We start from the raw sequence: 14108 nt of genomic DNA on the forward strand, positions 1-14108 counted from the left end.
GAAAAGGAGCATTTATGACCGAACAGCCGGCTTTCATCAACGAGCTCGCACGTACCCCGCGGCTCGCGGTCGTCTCCGACTTCGACGGCACGCTCGCCGGTTTTGCCACGGACCCTTACGCGGTCCACGCGGATCCCCGCTCGCTCACGGCGCTCGAGCGCCTCGCCCAGCTCCCCGACACGTGGGCCGCGGTGCTCAGCGGTCGCCACCTCGAGGGGCTCGCCCGCGTATGCCCGCTCCACGATCCCGTCATCTTCGGTGGCTCCCACGGCGCGGAGACCGCAGGCCCCGCGGGCGCGACCCCCGTCACGCCCGAACAGCAGGCCTTCCTCGACGACGTCGAAGCCCAGCTTCGCCCCATCCTCGCCCAGTTCCCCGGCGCCGAGATCGAGTACAAACCCTTCCAGCGCGTGCTCCACGTGCTCAAGCTGCATTCCCAGGATCCCGCAGCCGCACGTGCCGCGCTCGACGCCGCACTCGCCCTCGATCTTCCCGGCGTCGAAGGCAAGATGGTCGTGGAATTCTCCGCCTCCTCGGCGACGAAGGGCTCGTGGATTCAGGCCCTGCGCGAGCGCCTGGGCGCCACGGCCGTCGTCTTCCTCGGCGACGACGTCACGGACGAGACCGGCTTCGCCGCGCTCACCCAGTTGCCTGCTGGCCCGGACCTGGGCGTCAAGGTAGGCGCGGGCGAGACCACCGCCGTCCACCGCGTGCCCGGCGTCGACGCCGTGGCGGACTTCCTCACGGACCTCGCCGCCGCTCGCGCGGACTTCCTCGGCCGCTAAGTGCCAAAAAGTGCCGCAGCGGCGCATAACCAAAATCCCTCGCCCGCCGCGCAGGTTGTCGCAGTTTTCGGTAGTTAGCGCGGCGGGGCGATGGTCGTGCCGCGCTCGAAGGTCGTGGGCAGCAGGCGGCGCGGGGTCTCATCGGGTAGTTCGGCCTCACCGCGCGCGATGAGCGAGGCGAGCATGTGGCCCGCGGCCGCGCCCTTCGCCTTATTCGGCTGCACGACGGTCGACAGTCCGCGCAGGCGGGCGGTCTGAATGCCGTCGAAGCCAGTGACAGAGAGCTCGCCCGGGACATCGATGCCGCGCTCGCGCGCCACTGTGAGTACGCCCAGCGCCATGGAGTCCGTGGTGCACAGGACGGCGGTGAGCTCGGGGTGGGCATCGAGAAGCTCGGTAGCTGCTGCGTGCGTGGTCTGGGCATTGTTGAGGTGGCGCGTCAGCACCGGAACGTCCGTGATGCCAGCTTCATGGAAGACCTGCAGCGCGCCCGTCACGCGCGAGCGCTGCACGTGCATGTCAGCCTCGGCCAGGCGCTCCGGCGAAACGAAACCGTCCACCGGTTCGCGGAAGAGACGGATAGCGAGGATGCCGATCTTCGTGTGGCCAGCTTCCACGAGCGCACGCGCCGCTGGCTCAATGGCTGCAACGTCGTCAATGCCCACGAAGGGCAGCCCGGCGTCTGTGGGCTGGTCACAGACCACCACGGGCAGGCCGCGGCCGCGCACGGCCTCGAGGTACGGGTCGTCTGCGGCGACGGAGTAGACGACGAAGCCGTCGACGGCGGCGCGCGCGACGAGCGAGGGGGCATCGGCAGGCGAGCTGGTGCCGGGGCCGGCGGGGATGAGGGTCAGCGTCGTATCCGCGCCGGCGGAAGCCTCGGCCACGCCCGCGAGGAAGTCGACGGAGGCCTGGTCCTCGAAGGCGTAGGAAAGGTGCTCGGTGAGCAGGACGCCCACGGAACCAGCGTGGCGGGTGCGCAGGCTGCGCGCCGTGGGATCGGGACCCGGGTAGCCTCGCGCGGCCGCCGCGGCGAGGATGCGCTGACGCGTGGCTGCGGAGAGCTGATCCGGGCGATTGTATGCGTTCGAGACGGTGGTGGGAGATACCCCCAACTCGGCGGCGAGCGACGCCAGAGTTTTGCGTTGTGGGGTGCGTTTGACCATAAGCGCTACCCTACCTCACCCACCCGCGCCGACCTCCCCCGATTTTCAATTGGTTATCAATTGACATTGAGTTGCAACAACGGAAAACTGGAGCGCATGATTCACTCGCGTTCCCTGACTCTCGTGTCCGTCGCAGCACTGGCTCTCACGGCCACCGGCTGCTCCTCTAGCTCCTCTGACTCGTCAGCCTCTGGCGACAAGACCATTAAGATTGTCGCCTCCACGCCGATCTGGGCTGACGTCGCCAACGTCGTCGCCGAGTCCACGGACGCGGACGTCGAGGTCTCCTCTGTGATTACGGACCCGAGCGTGGATCCGCACCACTTCGAGCCCACTGCGGCCAATATCGCGCAGGCCAATGAGGCAGACATGGTCGTCGTCGGTGGCGGCGGCTACGACGCATGGCTCTACGAGACGGTCAAAGAGCAAGACAAGGTTGTCACCGCCCTGCCGCTCATTGAGCACGGAACGCTCGACGAGCACATGAATGACGAGGGCCTTAAGGTCACGATCATCGACGGTAACGAGCACATCTGGTACGACGTCGAGGCCATCAACGTCGTCGCCGAGGAGATCGCGGACGCCATCAACGCCAAGGACCCGGAGGCGGGCGCCTCGGCCGACGGCCTCGAGGAGAAGACGAAGGGCTTTGCCGACCGCATCGCCGCGCTGCCCGCCAAGAAGTACGCGCAGACCGAGCCGATTGCGGACTACCTCCTCGCACCGTCGGACTCCTGGACTGACAACACGCCGGAGAAGTACCGCGCCGCCACCCTCGACGAGGGCGAGCCGGCCGCAGCTGACCTCGCGCGCTTCCTCGGCGTCATCAAGGACGGCGACATCGACGTCCTCATCTACAACCCGCAGACCGAGACGGATATGACCACGCGCATCCACGATGCTGCGGAGGCCGCCGGCATCCCGATCGTCGAAATCGGCGAGACCCCGGTGGACGGCGAGAACTTCTTCGATTACTACGAGTCCGTTGTCTCCGCGCTGGAGTCCAATGCCAAGTAAGTCGCTCGTCTCCTTCCGCGACGCCGCGGTGGACCCGCTGTGGTCGAACATGTCCTTCGACATCGAGCCCGGCGAGTTCATCGCGGTGCTCGGCCCCAATGGCGTGGGCAAGTCCACGCTGCTCGGCACCATCCTGCGCACGCGCCATCTCAGCGAGGGCCGCGTGGACGTCAATTGCCGCGTGGGCTATATCCCTCAGCAGCGCATGTTCCCGCCTGAGCTGCCGATGCGCGCCCGCGACCTCGTCTCCCTCTCCCTCGCCCATGGCGTGGTGAACAACCGCCGCGCCTCGCGCGCTCGAGTAGACGAGCTCCTCGCCGAGGTTGGCGCAACCGGCATCGCAGACCGCCGCGTAGGCCTGCTCTCCGGCGGCCAGCAACAGCTCATCCGCCAGGCCCAAGCGCTCGCCGCCGACCCGCAGCTTCTGCTCGCGGACGAACCACTGCTCTCGCTTGACCCGGCGCGCCAGCAGGCCACCGTGGACAAGCTCGACTCCTGGCGCCGCGAGCGCGACCTGTCCATCGTCTTCGTCACCCACGGCATCAACCCGGTGCTCGGCGTCGTCGACCGTGTGCTCTACATTGCGCCGCATGGCCACATCATGGGCACCGTCAACGAGGTCATGCGCAGCGACGTGCTCTCTGAGCTCTATGGTTCGCGCGTCAACGTCATCGAAATCGATGGCCGCCTGATCGTCGCGTAGAAGGGGAATCATCCATGCAGAAATATATTGAGGACACCCAGTACCTCCTGAGCATCGACTTCGTGCAGCAGTCGCTTATCGCCTGCGCCCTGCTCGGCATCCTCTCCGGCGTGATGACCTCGCTCATCGTGTTGCGTCAGATGTCGTTTTCCGTGCACGCCACCTCGGAGCTCGCCCTCATGGGCGCCTCGGCCGCGCTCCTCTTCGGCCTCAACATCGGCTTCGGCGCGGTCGCCGGCGCCATCGTCGCTGCCATCGTGCTCGCCGTCCTCGGCTTCAAGGGCCAGCAGGACTCCGCCATCGGCGTCGTCATGAGCTTCGGCCTCGGTCTCTCCGTGCTCTTCTTGCACCTCTACCCCGGCAATTCGAACTCCGCGATGTCGCTGCTGACCGGTCAGATCGTCGGCGTCTCGAGCGCCTCCGTCTGGCTGCTCGCCGCGACCATGGTCATCGTCGTCGGCGCTGTCGCGCTGTTCTGGCGTCCCATGCTCTTCGTCTCCGCGGACCCCATCATGGCGCAGGCCGCCGGCGTGCCCGTACGCGCACTGTCCGTCGTCTTCGCCATCCTCGTCGGCCTCGCTGCCGCACAGTCCGTGCAGATCGTCGGCTCCCTGCTCGTCATGGCACTGCTCATCACCCCGGGCGCCGCCGCGGTACAGGTGACCTCGTCTCCGGTACGCGCCATTATGTGGTCCACCATCTTCGCTGAGGTCGCTGCCGTGGGCGGCCTGGTCCTCTCCCTGGCGCCCGGCCTGCCCGTCTCGGTCTTCGTCACGAGCATCTCTTTTGTTATTTACCTGGTCTGCCGCGGCATCGGCTGGGCCCGCAGCCGCAAGGCCGTCCGCGACGACGTCGCCGCCCGCCGCGCCTCCCAGGAACACTTCCGCGCCGCCACCGATCGCGCCGACGCCGAGGCACACCACACCTCGACGCACGATGAGCACTGCGCGCATCAGGATTAGCCTTCGCTACAGCGAGTTTCACCACAGCGGCCACGACGTTGCGGACTCCGCTCACCACGCTAAGGATGGCAACCCTAGCGGTGGCGGAGTCATTCTTTGTACGACCGGGTGCGTTCAATGAATGCTTACCCATTGACTACCTCCCTTCCGTCGTAGGTCCGCCCCTCGCCCACGAGGTACGCGAGGCCTTCCCCACATCACGCGCGGGCCTACCGCGCCCCGACGAGGAAGTCATACCGCATAACGCCTCGACGCACGCAGCATGAACCAAGCGCCACATGAGCAAGTAATTCCGACATGGCTATCCTTCTGACTAGCCGCCCTCGGCAGCACCTCAAGCGTCAAGGATTAAGCTACAAGGGTGACTTTGGAACGCCGTAGCCTCGAATTACAAGACCGCACCCGCAAGTACCTCGTGTACCGCCCCGACACTGTCGCGGCGAAGCCCGACATCCTCATGTTCTTCCACGGCTCCCTGCAATCCGCGAATGTCATCCGCCGCTTCACCAACGGCACGTTCGACGAACTCGCCACTCGCCACGGCATGCTTGCGGTCTACCCCACCGGCGTGGAACAGCACTTTAATGATGCCCGCGCCACTCTGCCCGTCGCCGCGCGCGAGCTGGGCATCGATGACGTCGCCTTCACGCACGCCATCCTCGACGAGCTGCGCGCGGAGCAGGAGATTGGCCGCGTGTTCCTCTGCGGGTTCTCCAACGGCGGGCAGATGGTTATCCGCTTGCTCTTCGACGCGCCCGGGCTTGCCGATGCCGCCTGCGTCTTCGCCTCCACTCTCGGCGCCGGCGCCAACCATGCACCCACCAATCCGGACTCGGCGTACCAGCCCACCCCGGTCATGTTCGTCCACGGCACGGGCGACCGACTCGCGCCCTATAAGGGCGGAACGGCGGGCATCGACCCGAAGCGCACCCGCGGTGCCGTCACCGGCGCGCAAGAGAACGCCGCACGCTTCGCGGAGCTCAACCATGCCGCCGGCCCAGAGCGCACCCAACTTTTCCCCGACACCGTTGTCGACCGCTGGAAGCCGGCAGACGCCACCGGCGCACCCGTCGAGCTCGTGAGCGTCGAGGGCATGGGCCACGTCATCCCGTCGGGCAACGAGCTCGACCCACGCCTGGGTAAAAACACGGATTCTTTCATCGCTGCCGAGCTCGTGGAGGACTTCTTCGGCCTTTAGACCCGCCGCATCACTTCGGCGAGGGACTGAAACGCCAGCGTCTGTGTCACGTCGCGCAGCTCTAAGAAGAACCCATCTTCTGTAATTTCAACAATCCGCGCACCGGGGATGGCTGCCACGATCGGCGAGTGCGTCACCACAATGAACTGCGCACCCGCCTCCGCGGCGCGATGAATTTCCGCCATGAGCGTCATCTGCCGCACGAGCGAAAGCCCGGACTCCGGCTCGTCGAGGATGTAGAGCCCGCGCCCATCAAAGGAACGCTGCACGACGTCCATGACGGACTCGCCGTGCGACATCGCGGTCGAACCGACGTTGTAATGGGCCTCCGCGCGCAGGAAGTAGCCGTCCTTCGCCGCGTTACCCAAGCGCAGGCTCGCCCACCCTCGGAGGGGATTGATGGGACCGGCGGAGCGCTGCACACCCCAAATCCCGCCGCGCGCAGGAAAGCCGTACTCGAAGGCAATGCCCTCGGCGAGCGTCGACTTGCCCACCCCGTTGTCCCCGGTCAGCACGGTCACCGGCGCACGCAGGTCCAGTCCCTGGCGTCGCAGCGCCACGAAACCAGGAACGGAGGACACCCACTCAGGTCCGTGGCCGCCGTCCACCGCGGCATAGGCGTCGACATAGAAGTCCCTCATTCGCCGTCCCCAATTAGAAACGCGGCGGTCCCCAACGGATCGGCCAGGAACTCGCGCGCGGCGTGAACAGCTTCCGTCGCTTCGGGAGCGACGGGCGCAATCCCATTGTCGCCGAACGCGTAGACCGTCGCGCCTTGCATGCTGAGGAAGACTGGCGAGTGCGTCGCAAGGATAACCTGTGCGCCCTGGGCAGCAAGGCGCTCGAGTTGCGTGACAACCTCGACCTGCCGGGGATAGGACAAGCCGTCTTCCGGCTCGTCGAGAATGATCATTCCGGCAGAATGGAAGCGTTTCTCGACGAGGGCGAGCAGACCCTGCCCGTGGCTGAGAAACGGCAGGTCCCTGAGCGGATCGGGATTCTCCGGGCTGTGGATCTGGCGGTGATACTCGCTCAAGTTGAGGAAGGTCTCGCCGCGCAAGAAGTACACGTCGCGCGGGTTGTGCGCCCGCGAGCAGATGAGCCACTCGGGATAGTCCTCGTCGCCGGTGGCAAAACGGGCGTGGCGCGAGCCGCCCTCGGGATTGACGCCAAGCCCCACGGCGATGGCCTCTAGCAGCGTGGATTTTCCGGCGCCGTTATCCCCCACGACGACGGTAACGGGCGTAGGCAAACGCAAGGCGCCGCCGGGCAGCGCTGCGATGAGCGCGCCCAGGCGGCGCATGTGTTCCGGCACGTCGGGCAGTCCCTCCCCGATAAGCTCCGCGGCGGGACGCACGCTCGTGAGAAACATGGCGGCGAAAGCGCGAGCCTATTTCTGGGCCACGCGGCGCTGGCGGGCGAACTCGGACAGCACCGCGCCGGCCGCGACGGAGGCGTTAAGCGACTCGACCCACGGGGTCATGGGGATGGACATGACCTCGTCGCAGTTCTCACGCACGAGACGGGAAATGCCCTTGCCCTCGGAGCCGATGACGATGACGACGGGATCCGTGCCGCCGTCGTAGGTGTCGAGTGTGTGCTCGCCGCCGGCGTCGAGGCCCACGACCTGGTAGCCGTGCTTCTGGAAGTACTGGACCGTGCGCGTGAGGTTCGTCGCACGCGCCACGGGCAGGCGCGCTGCGGTGCCCGCGGAGGTACGCCAAGCCACGGCCGTGACGGAAGCGGAGCGGCGCTCCGGGATGATGACGCCGTGGCCGCCGAAGGCCGCGACGGAGCGAATGACTGCGCCGAGGTTACGCGGGTCCGTGATGTTGTCGAGAATGACGAACATGCCCGGCTCGGGCTTGGACGCCACGTCGGCGACGAGGTCCTCAACCTGCGCGTATTTGAACGGCGGAATCTGCAGGCCAATGCCCTGGTGCATGCCGTTGCCCGTCATATTGTCCATCTCGTGGCGCTGGACCTCGAGCACCGGCAGGTTGCGGGAGTTCGCGATGGCAACGGCCTCGGAGAGGCGTTCGTCCATGCGGGTGCCCTGCACAATGTAGAGGGAGGTCGCCGGGACCTTCGCGTGGAGGCATTCCACGACAGGGTTGCGGCCCACGACCATCTCTGCGGTCTCCTTGACGTGGCGGCCGGAGTTGCGACGTTCGCGAATCTGCTTCGCCTTGTGTTTGGCGTGGTAGACGCGGTCCTCCGCCTTCGGGGTCGGGCCCTTGCCCTCGAGACCCTTCTTGCGCTGTCCGCCGGTGCCCTTGAGCGCACCCTTCTTATTCGACTTGCGTGCGCCTGCGCCGCCGCGGCCGTGAGTTCGTGCCATAAAAATCTATCCTTCTAGAGCGTGTGAAACGTGTAATTTAAGCCAGCGACCAGGTGGGGCCGTCGGGAGTATCGGTAATGGTAATGCCCGCTGCTGCGAGTCGGTCGCGCACGGCATCTGCCGTGGCCCAGTCTTTCTCGGCACGTGCGGTGGTACGTGCCTCGAGCTCGGCGGCGACGAGGACGTCGAGCGCCTGCTCGGCCGCACCCGAATCCGCAGCGGAGCCAGACGCCCACTCGATCGGGTCGAAGCCCAGCACCGCAGCCATCGCGCGCACGGACTGTGCGAGCTCCAGCGCGCGGGCATCGTCCCCCTCGGCGAGCGCCTTGTTGCCAGCGCGCACCGTGGTGTGAATCTCTGCCAGGGCGCGTGGAACGGCGATATCGTCATTCATCGCGTCCTCGAAGCCCTGCGTCCACTCGCCCACCTCGACGTTGTCGAAGCGCGCAAGGAAGTCCTCGATGCGCCGGTAGCCCGCGGCGGCCTCAGTGAGCGCGGCCTCGGAGTACTCAAGCACGGAGCGGTAATGCGCCGAGCCCAGGTAGTAGCGCAGCTCGACTGGGCGGACAAGCTCCAGCATGGTGGGCACGGAGAGCACGTTGCCCAGGGACTTGGACATCTTCTCTCCGGCCATGGTGACCCAGTGATTGTGCATCCAGTAGTGCGCGAAGCCGTCACCGGCCGCGTGGGACTGGGCAATCTCGTTCTCGTGGTGCGGGAACTGCAGGTCCAGGCCGCCGCAGTGAATGTCGAACTCGGAACCCAGGTAGTACGTGGACATCGCCGAGCACTCCAGGTGCCAGCCCGGGCGACCCTTGCCCCACGGCGTGGGCCACGAGGGCTCGCCGGGCTTCGCGCCCTTCCACAAGGCGAAGTCTTGGGCACCGCGCTTGCCACGGTCGAGGGCGTCCACGCCCTCCCCTTGGTCCATTTCCTCGACCTTGTTGCCGGACAGGGATCCGTAGTCGGAACCCTCGGCCGCGACCCAAGCATTGACATCGAAGTAAACGGAACCTGCTCCTTCAGCTTCGCCGTCGGTCTTGCCGACGGCATAGGCGAAGCCGCGGTCCATGAGGCGCTGCATGTAATCGACCATCTGGGTGACAAAACCGGTCGCGCGCGGCTCGACGGAGGGCGGAAGAACACCGAGCGTGTTGTACGCCTTGGTGAACTCGCGCTCGTACGTGGACACCCACTCCCACCAAGGGCGGCCGTTGTCCGCGGCCTTAGTGAGAATCTTGTCGTCGATGTCGGTGACGTTGCGAACGAAGGCAACGTCGAAGCCCTGAGCAATGAGCCAACGACGCAGGATATCGAAGGCGACGCCGGAACGCAGGTGACCGATGTGCGGCTGGGCCTGCGGGGTCGCGCCACACAGATAGATAGACACGTGACCGGGCCGGATGGGCTCGAACGGGCGCTGCGTACGCGCCGCCGTGTCATAGATGTGAAGCTGCGTGGTCGGGGTCTGCTTATCGTTGGAAGTCACGCAGCCCATTCTAGGGGACGCTGGGCTTTTCTTTGCTACCCACCGAAATCGGTGGAGGGCACGGCTGCCTGCGCAGCACTCGCTTAGGCGCTGGCTTATTCGGCGGCCTTCCACACGACAGCGGTCGCGACGGCGGCGCGGCCTTCCGAGCGACCGGTGAAACCGAGGTGATCGGTCGTCGTCGCGGAGATGGACACCGGGGCGCCCAGGATCTCGGTGAGCACGCGCTCGGCCTCCTCGCGGCGCGGGCCCATCTTCGGGGTCTGGCCTACGAGCTGTGCTGCGGCGTTGCCGATAGTAAAGCCGTTCTCCTCAAGCAGCGCGCGGCATTCTTTGAGCAGCTGAGCTCCGGAGACGCCGGCGTATTCCTTGCGGCCAACGCCGACGAAGGAGCCGAGGTCGCCCAGCTGCGACGCGGAAAGCAATGCGTCGACGATGGCGTGGGAGACAACGTCGCCGTCCGAGTGGCCCTCGCAGCCGTCCGCGCCGTCAAAGAGAAGACCTGCGATCCAACAGGGCTTGCCTTCTTCGATCTGGTGGGCATCCGTGGCGATGCCAACGCGCGGAATAATCGGCTGGGTCATGGATTCTCCTTAATCTGTTTCTGGCGTGCGAGCGGACGCGAGCGCGTCAGCGAGGACGGCGCGGGCCAGAGTGAGGTCGAGCGGGGTCGTTATCTTGAACGCCATCGCGTCGCCGGGGACGGTCACGACGGTGGCGCCGAACCATTCCATGAGACTCGCGTCATCCGTCGCGATGAAGTCCTGGCTGCTTGCGAAGTGGGCCTCGTTGGCGCGGATGAGCGTCGCGAGATCGAAGCCCTGTGGGGTCTGGACGGCGCGTAGGCGGGAACGATCTGGTGTCGCGAGAACGGTGTCGCCGTCGATTTCTTTGATTGTGTCGGCGACGGGCAGCACCGGGATGACGGCGGACGCACCGGCCGCGACGCGGTCAACGATGCGCGCGACCATATCCGGCGGGGTGAGCGCGCGGGCGGCATCGTGGACGAGGACAATGGCATCCTGATTACCCGCGTCGGCGCCAGCCGACGCGCCAGCGGGCGCGCCAGTCGACGCGGCATCGGCCGCCGCGGCTTGGAGGCCGGCCCAGACTGAGTCGGCGCGCTCGCCGCCGCCGTGGACGAGGCGCACGGGGGCATCGGCAAGCTGGGCGTCTGCAAGGACCCGCGCAGCGGTGTCCTCCATGTCGGGGCTCACGAGAACGATGACCTCGTCGACGCGGCCGGAGTCGAGCAGCAGACGCACGGAACGCGCGAGCAGCGGGACGCCGTCGAGTTCGACGTAGGCCTTAGGGATCGGCGCGCCGAGGCGCGTGCCTTGGCCGGCCGCAGCCACGAGCGCAATGACGCGGCGCGACATTATTTACTCTTCGTCGTCAGAGTCGTCGAAGTTGAGGTCTGCGAGGTCCTCATCATCACCGCCGGTAACGACGGTGCTGTCCTCCACGAGGCCTGCAGCGCGGTGGCGCTCGATGGTGGCCTGGATTTCCTCTTCGAGGGCGTCAGCCTTCTTCTCATCGACCGGGGTGGCAAGGGCCAGCTCACCCACGAGAATCTGGCGGGCCTTGGCAAGCATGCGCTTCTCACCGGCGGACAGGCCGCGGTCCTGGTCGCGGCGCCACAGGTCACGAACGACCTCGGCCACCTTGTTGATATCCGAGGAGGCGAGACGCTCCTGGTTGGCTTTGAAGCGGCGGGACCAGTTGCCAGCCTCTTCGACGTCGGTTTCGCGCAGGACGGAAAAGACCTTCTCCAGGCCTTCCTTGCCCACGACGTCACGCACGCCGACATGCTCGGCATTCTTGGAAGGAACGCGCACGACGAGATCCGAGTGCTTGATCTGAAGCACGAGGAACTCCAAGGTCTCCCCGCCCATCTCACGCTGTTCGATGGCAGTAATCTCTGCAGCACCGTGGTGCGGGTAAACGACGACCTCGCCGACCTTGAACTCCATGTTTGTCCAGTCACTCCTCGTTCGGGTTCGTTGGCGCGCATCGCGCGACGCGACACACGCATATATGGTGATAAATTTTACCACGGTGGACAGGGGCAGCGTTCGTACCCCGGGTTTACCCCCGGATACCCCCATGTTACGCATGTGGCGTAGCCCCCAACTGGCTCAAAACTGTGTACTTCCCGCCGCTAACGACTAGGCTAAGTCGTTGATAAACGCCTGATCTCTTAATTGGAGGACGCTCGAAGTGAAGTCCCTGAAGTCTGCCGCACGTCGCGGTGCCATCATCTCTGTTGCCGCTATGTCCGCGCTTTCTCTGGCAGCCTGCTCCGCGGGCCACATCACCCAGACCTCGCAGAAGGTCATCGCAGTGGATGGCACCAACGCCAAGACCGAAGACGGCGCCGTGGCCGTGCGTGACGTCACCATCCAGCTGGAGCCGAACGATGGCACCGCATCGCTCAAGTTCAGCGTCATCAACGACGGCTACGCCGACGGCAAGGTCACTCTCCAGTCCATCGACGTCGACGGCCAGTCCGTCAACGTCTCCTCCACACAGCCCATCGGCCGCGGCCAGTCCATCATCGGTGATTCCAAGGCCAACCTCGAGGCCACCCCGAAGGACGAGACCAACGACGCTGTCCAGTACGTCACCACTGACCTCACCAACGAGGACTACGCCTTCGGCGGCACCCGCCCGGTTACCTTCACCTTCAACAACGGTGAGCTCACCGTGGACGCTCCGGTGTCCGCCTCCCCGCTGACCTCCGGCCAGTACAACCGTGACTCCTCCTCCACCGAGGGCTACACCACGGAGACCGCTAAGGCTGAGCACCACTAATTCTCTCCGTGCGCGGCCATGCCGCACACGCCTTCGAGCACTCCCCCGCCCGCGCTGCTGGTCAGCGTTGGCGGGGGTTTCGTGTTGGGGGGCTGGTTTAGAGTAGGCAGCATGGCTAAGAAAGTTCGTCCCATCCACACCTGCTCCGAGTGTGGATATGTCTCGCCCAAGTGGCTGGGGCGCTGCCCCGAGTGTGGTTCGTGGGGCACACTGCAGGAATCCATGCCCGCCGCGCCCGCGTCGGGTGGCGGCCTGGGCGGCGGGGCCGCGGCGCAGGCGGCCGTAAGCGGCCAGCTGGCCAAAGGGCTTACTCCCACGAGCCCGGCGCAACCGATTACGAAGATTGGGGCGTCGGCGACGAAGACGCTGCCCACGGGCATTGGGGAGCTTGACCGCGTGCTGGGCACCGGCATCGTGCCGGGGTCCGTGGTGCTCATGGCGGGCGAGCCAGGCGTGGGCAAGTCCACGCTGCTGCTCGAGGTGGCCTCACAGTGGGCGCAGCTGAACCGCACTGCGCTCTATGTGACGGCGGAGGAGTCTGCGGGCCAGGTACGTGCCCGCGCGGAGCGCACCGGAGCGCTGCATGACACGCTCTATCTGGCAGCGGAGTCCAACCTCGATGTGGTGTTCGGACACGTGGAACAGCTCAAACCTTCGCTCATGATTGTGGACTCGGTGCAGACCATGCATGCCGCGGGCGTCGAGGGCGTGGCCGGTGGCGTGGCGCAGTCGCGCGCGGTGACGGCGGCGCTCACCACGTTGGCGAAGACGACGGGCATTCCCATCCTGCTCGTCGGCCACGTGACGAAGGACGGCAATGTCGCGGGCCCGCGCGTGCTCGAGCACCTCGTGGACGTCGTCCTCAACTTTGAGGGCGACCGGCAGTCCAGCTTGCGCATGCTGCGCGGTATTAAGAATCGCTTCGGCGCGACGGACGAGGTGGGTTGCTTCGAGCAGACCGCCGGCGGCATTCGGGAAGTTTCGGATCCGTCGGGGCTCTTCCTCTCCCACCGCGGGGCGACGCCGGACGGCTCAGCGGTCACAGTCGCGATGGACGGCGTGCGGCCCATCTTGGCAGAAGTTCAGGCGCTCACGGTGGATCCGGTCTCGAAGAACCCGCGCCGCGTGGTCACAGGCCTGGACAATAACCGTGTGCCCATGGTGCTCGCCGTGCTCCAGGCCCGCGCAGGCCAGAAGTCGAATGAGAAGGACGCATATGTCGCCACGGTGGGAGGCGTGCGCATCAACGAAACAGCCACGGACCTGGCGGTGGCGCTAGCCACGTGGTCCTCGCTGCATGAGCAGCCGCTGCCCGCGAAGACCGTCGTCATCGGCGAGGTGGGCTTGGCCGGCGAGCTGCGCCGCGTGCCCGGCGTGGAACGGCGCCTCGCCGAGGCCGCACGCTTGGGCTACAAGCAGGCCATCGTGCCTGCGGGCTCGGAGGCGAAGGTCGCGGGCATGCGCGTCAAGGAAGTCGCGACGCTGGGGCAGGCCATCGCGCTCGTCGACGCGTAGCGGGGAAGAAAAGGATAGCGGGGAAGAAAAGGATAGCGGGGATAAAAAGGCGGTCGCCCCGCACGGCGCGTGGGTGCGCTGGCGGGTGACGGTGAAAGCACGGAGACCGGTGAGGTCG

General features: G+C 66.3%; 15 protein-coding genes. 7 read left to right on the forward strand and 8 right to left on the reverse strand.

The features are described from left to right. Positions 1 to 14 precede the first annotated feature (14 nt). Positions 15 to 785: a trehalose-phosphatase gene (gene otsB / locus ABJ196_RS00135; protein WP_347304696.1), complete on the forward strand. Its 771-nt coding sequence runs from the start codon at positions 15 to 17 to the stop codon at positions 783 to 785. 74 nt (positions 786 to 859) lie between these two features. Here the strand turns inward: otsB and ABJ196_RS00140 are convergent, their stop codons facing one another. Further along, positions 860 to 1951, reverse strand: a complete 1092-nt coding sequence (locus ABJ196_RS00140) for a LacI family DNA-binding transcriptional regulator (protein ID WP_347304697.1) — start codon at positions 1949 to 1951, stop codon at positions 860 to 862. 96 nt (positions 1952 to 2047) lie between these two features. Here ABJ196_RS00140 and ABJ196_RS00145 point away from each other — a divergent pair, with 96 nt between their 5' ends. The 4 genes from ABJ196_RS00145 (at position 2048) to ABJ196_RS00160 (ending at position 5831) form a co-directional block, all read left to right on the forward strand. After that, a complete protein-coding gene (locus ABJ196_RS00145) occupies positions 2048 to 2968 on the forward strand; it encodes a zinc ABC transporter substrate-binding protein (RefSeq protein ID WP_347304698.1) in 921 nt (306 codons plus the stop codon). Beyond that, the gene (locus ABJ196_RS00150; RefSeq protein ID WP_347304699.1) at positions 2958 to 3671 is read left to right on the forward strand and encodes a metal ABC transporter ATP-binding protein; all 714 of its coding nucleotides are present in this window, start codon (positions 2958 to 2960) and stop codon (positions 3669 to 3671) included. The genes ABJ196_RS00145 and ABJ196_RS00150 overlap by 11 nt, the downstream gene beginning before the upstream one ends. Before the next feature lie 14 nt (positions 3672 to 3685). Further along, the gene (locus ABJ196_RS00155) at positions 3686 to 4633 is read left to right on the forward strand and encodes a metal ABC transporter permease (protein WP_347304700.1); all 948 of its coding nucleotides are present in this window, start codon (positions 3686 to 3688) and stop codon (positions 4631 to 4633) included. A gap of 361 nt (positions 4634 to 4994) precedes the next feature. Further along, positions 4995 to 5831: a hypothetical protein gene (locus tag ABJ196_RS00160; protein ID WP_347304701.1), complete on the forward strand. Its 837-nt coding sequence runs from the start codon at positions 4995 to 4997 to the stop codon at positions 5829 to 5831. Here the strand turns inward: ABJ196_RS00160 and ABJ196_RS00165 are convergent. From ABJ196_RS00165 to ABJ196_RS00195, 7 genes are all read right to left on the reverse strand, one after another. After that, entirely contained in the window at positions 5828 to 6472 is a 645-nt protein-coding gene (locus ABJ196_RS00165) for an AAA family ATPase (protein ID WP_257035743.1), read from the reverse strand. The genes ABJ196_RS00160 and ABJ196_RS00165 overlap by 4 nt on opposite strands. Then, the gene (locus ABJ196_RS00170) at positions 6469 to 7203 is read right to left on the reverse strand and encodes an AAA family ATPase (protein ID WP_347304702.1); all 735 of its coding nucleotides are present in this window, start codon (positions 7201 to 7203) and stop codon (positions 6469 to 6471) included. Before ABJ196_RS00170 ends, ABJ196_RS00165 begins: the two co-directional genes overlap by 4 nt. An 18-nt stretch (positions 7204 to 7221) precedes the next feature. After that, positions 7222 to 8172, reverse strand: coding sequence for a 23S rRNA (guanosine(2251)-2'-O)-methyltransferase RlmB (rlmB, locus tag ABJ196_RS00175; RefSeq protein ID WP_257035741.1), 951 nt, complete (start codon positions 8170 to 8172; stop codon positions 7222 to 7224). A gap of 37 nt (positions 8173 to 8209) precedes the next feature. Beyond that, the gene (gene cysS / locus ABJ196_RS00180; RefSeq protein ID WP_347304703.1) at positions 8210 to 9661 is read right to left on the reverse strand and encodes a cysteine--tRNA ligase; all 1452 of its coding nucleotides are present in this window, start codon (positions 9659 to 9661) and stop codon (positions 8210 to 8212) included. A 95-nt stretch (positions 9662 to 9756) separates the two neighbouring features. Beyond that, positions 9757 to 10245 carry a 2-C-methyl-D-erythritol 2,4-cyclodiphosphate synthase gene (ispF, locus tag ABJ196_RS00185; protein WP_347304704.1) on the reverse strand — a complete coding sequence of 163 codons (489 nt, stop codon included), beginning with the start codon at positions 10243 to 10245 and terminating at the stop codon, positions 9757 to 9759. A 9-nt stretch (positions 10246 to 10254) separates the two neighbouring features. Next, positions 10255 to 11040, reverse strand: coding sequence for a 2-C-methyl-D-erythritol 4-phosphate cytidylyltransferase (gene ispD / locus ABJ196_RS00190; protein WP_347304705.1), 786 nt, complete (start codon positions 11038 to 11040; stop codon positions 10255 to 10257). A gap of 3 nt (positions 11041 to 11043) precedes the next feature. Continuing rightward, complete coding sequence (locus ABJ196_RS00195) at positions 11044 to 11634, reverse strand: CarD family transcriptional regulator (protein ID WP_347304706.1); 591 nt, start codon at positions 11632 to 11634, stop codon at positions 11044 to 11046. A gap of 247 nt (positions 11635 to 11881) precedes the next feature. On the opposite strand from ABJ196_RS00195, the gene ABJ196_RS00200 reads away from it, so the two are divergent. Together ABJ196_RS00200 and radA are read left to right on the forward strand one after the other, a co-directional pair. Continuing rightward, positions 11882 to 12475 (forward strand): hypothetical protein, encoded by a 594-nt coding sequence (locus ABJ196_RS00200; RefSeq protein ID WP_257035736.1) that lies wholly within the window; start codon positions 11882 to 11884, stop codon positions 12473 to 12475. 111 nt (positions 12476 to 12586) lie between these two features. Beyond that, positions 12587 to 13990 carry a DNA repair protein RadA gene (radA, locus tag ABJ196_RS00205; RefSeq protein WP_347304707.1) on the forward strand — a complete coding sequence of 468 codons (1404 nt, stop codon included), beginning with the start codon at positions 12587 to 12589 and terminating at the stop codon, positions 13988 to 13990. Positions 13991 to 14108: the final 118 nt, after the last annotated feature.

It is taken from the genome of Corynebacterium sp. SA-MJD20WY100, assembly GCF_039822565.1.
GTDB classification, from domain to species: domain Bacteria; phylum Actinomycetota; class Actinomycetes; order Mycobacteriales; family Mycobacteriaceae; genus Corynebacterium; species Corynebacterium phoceense_A.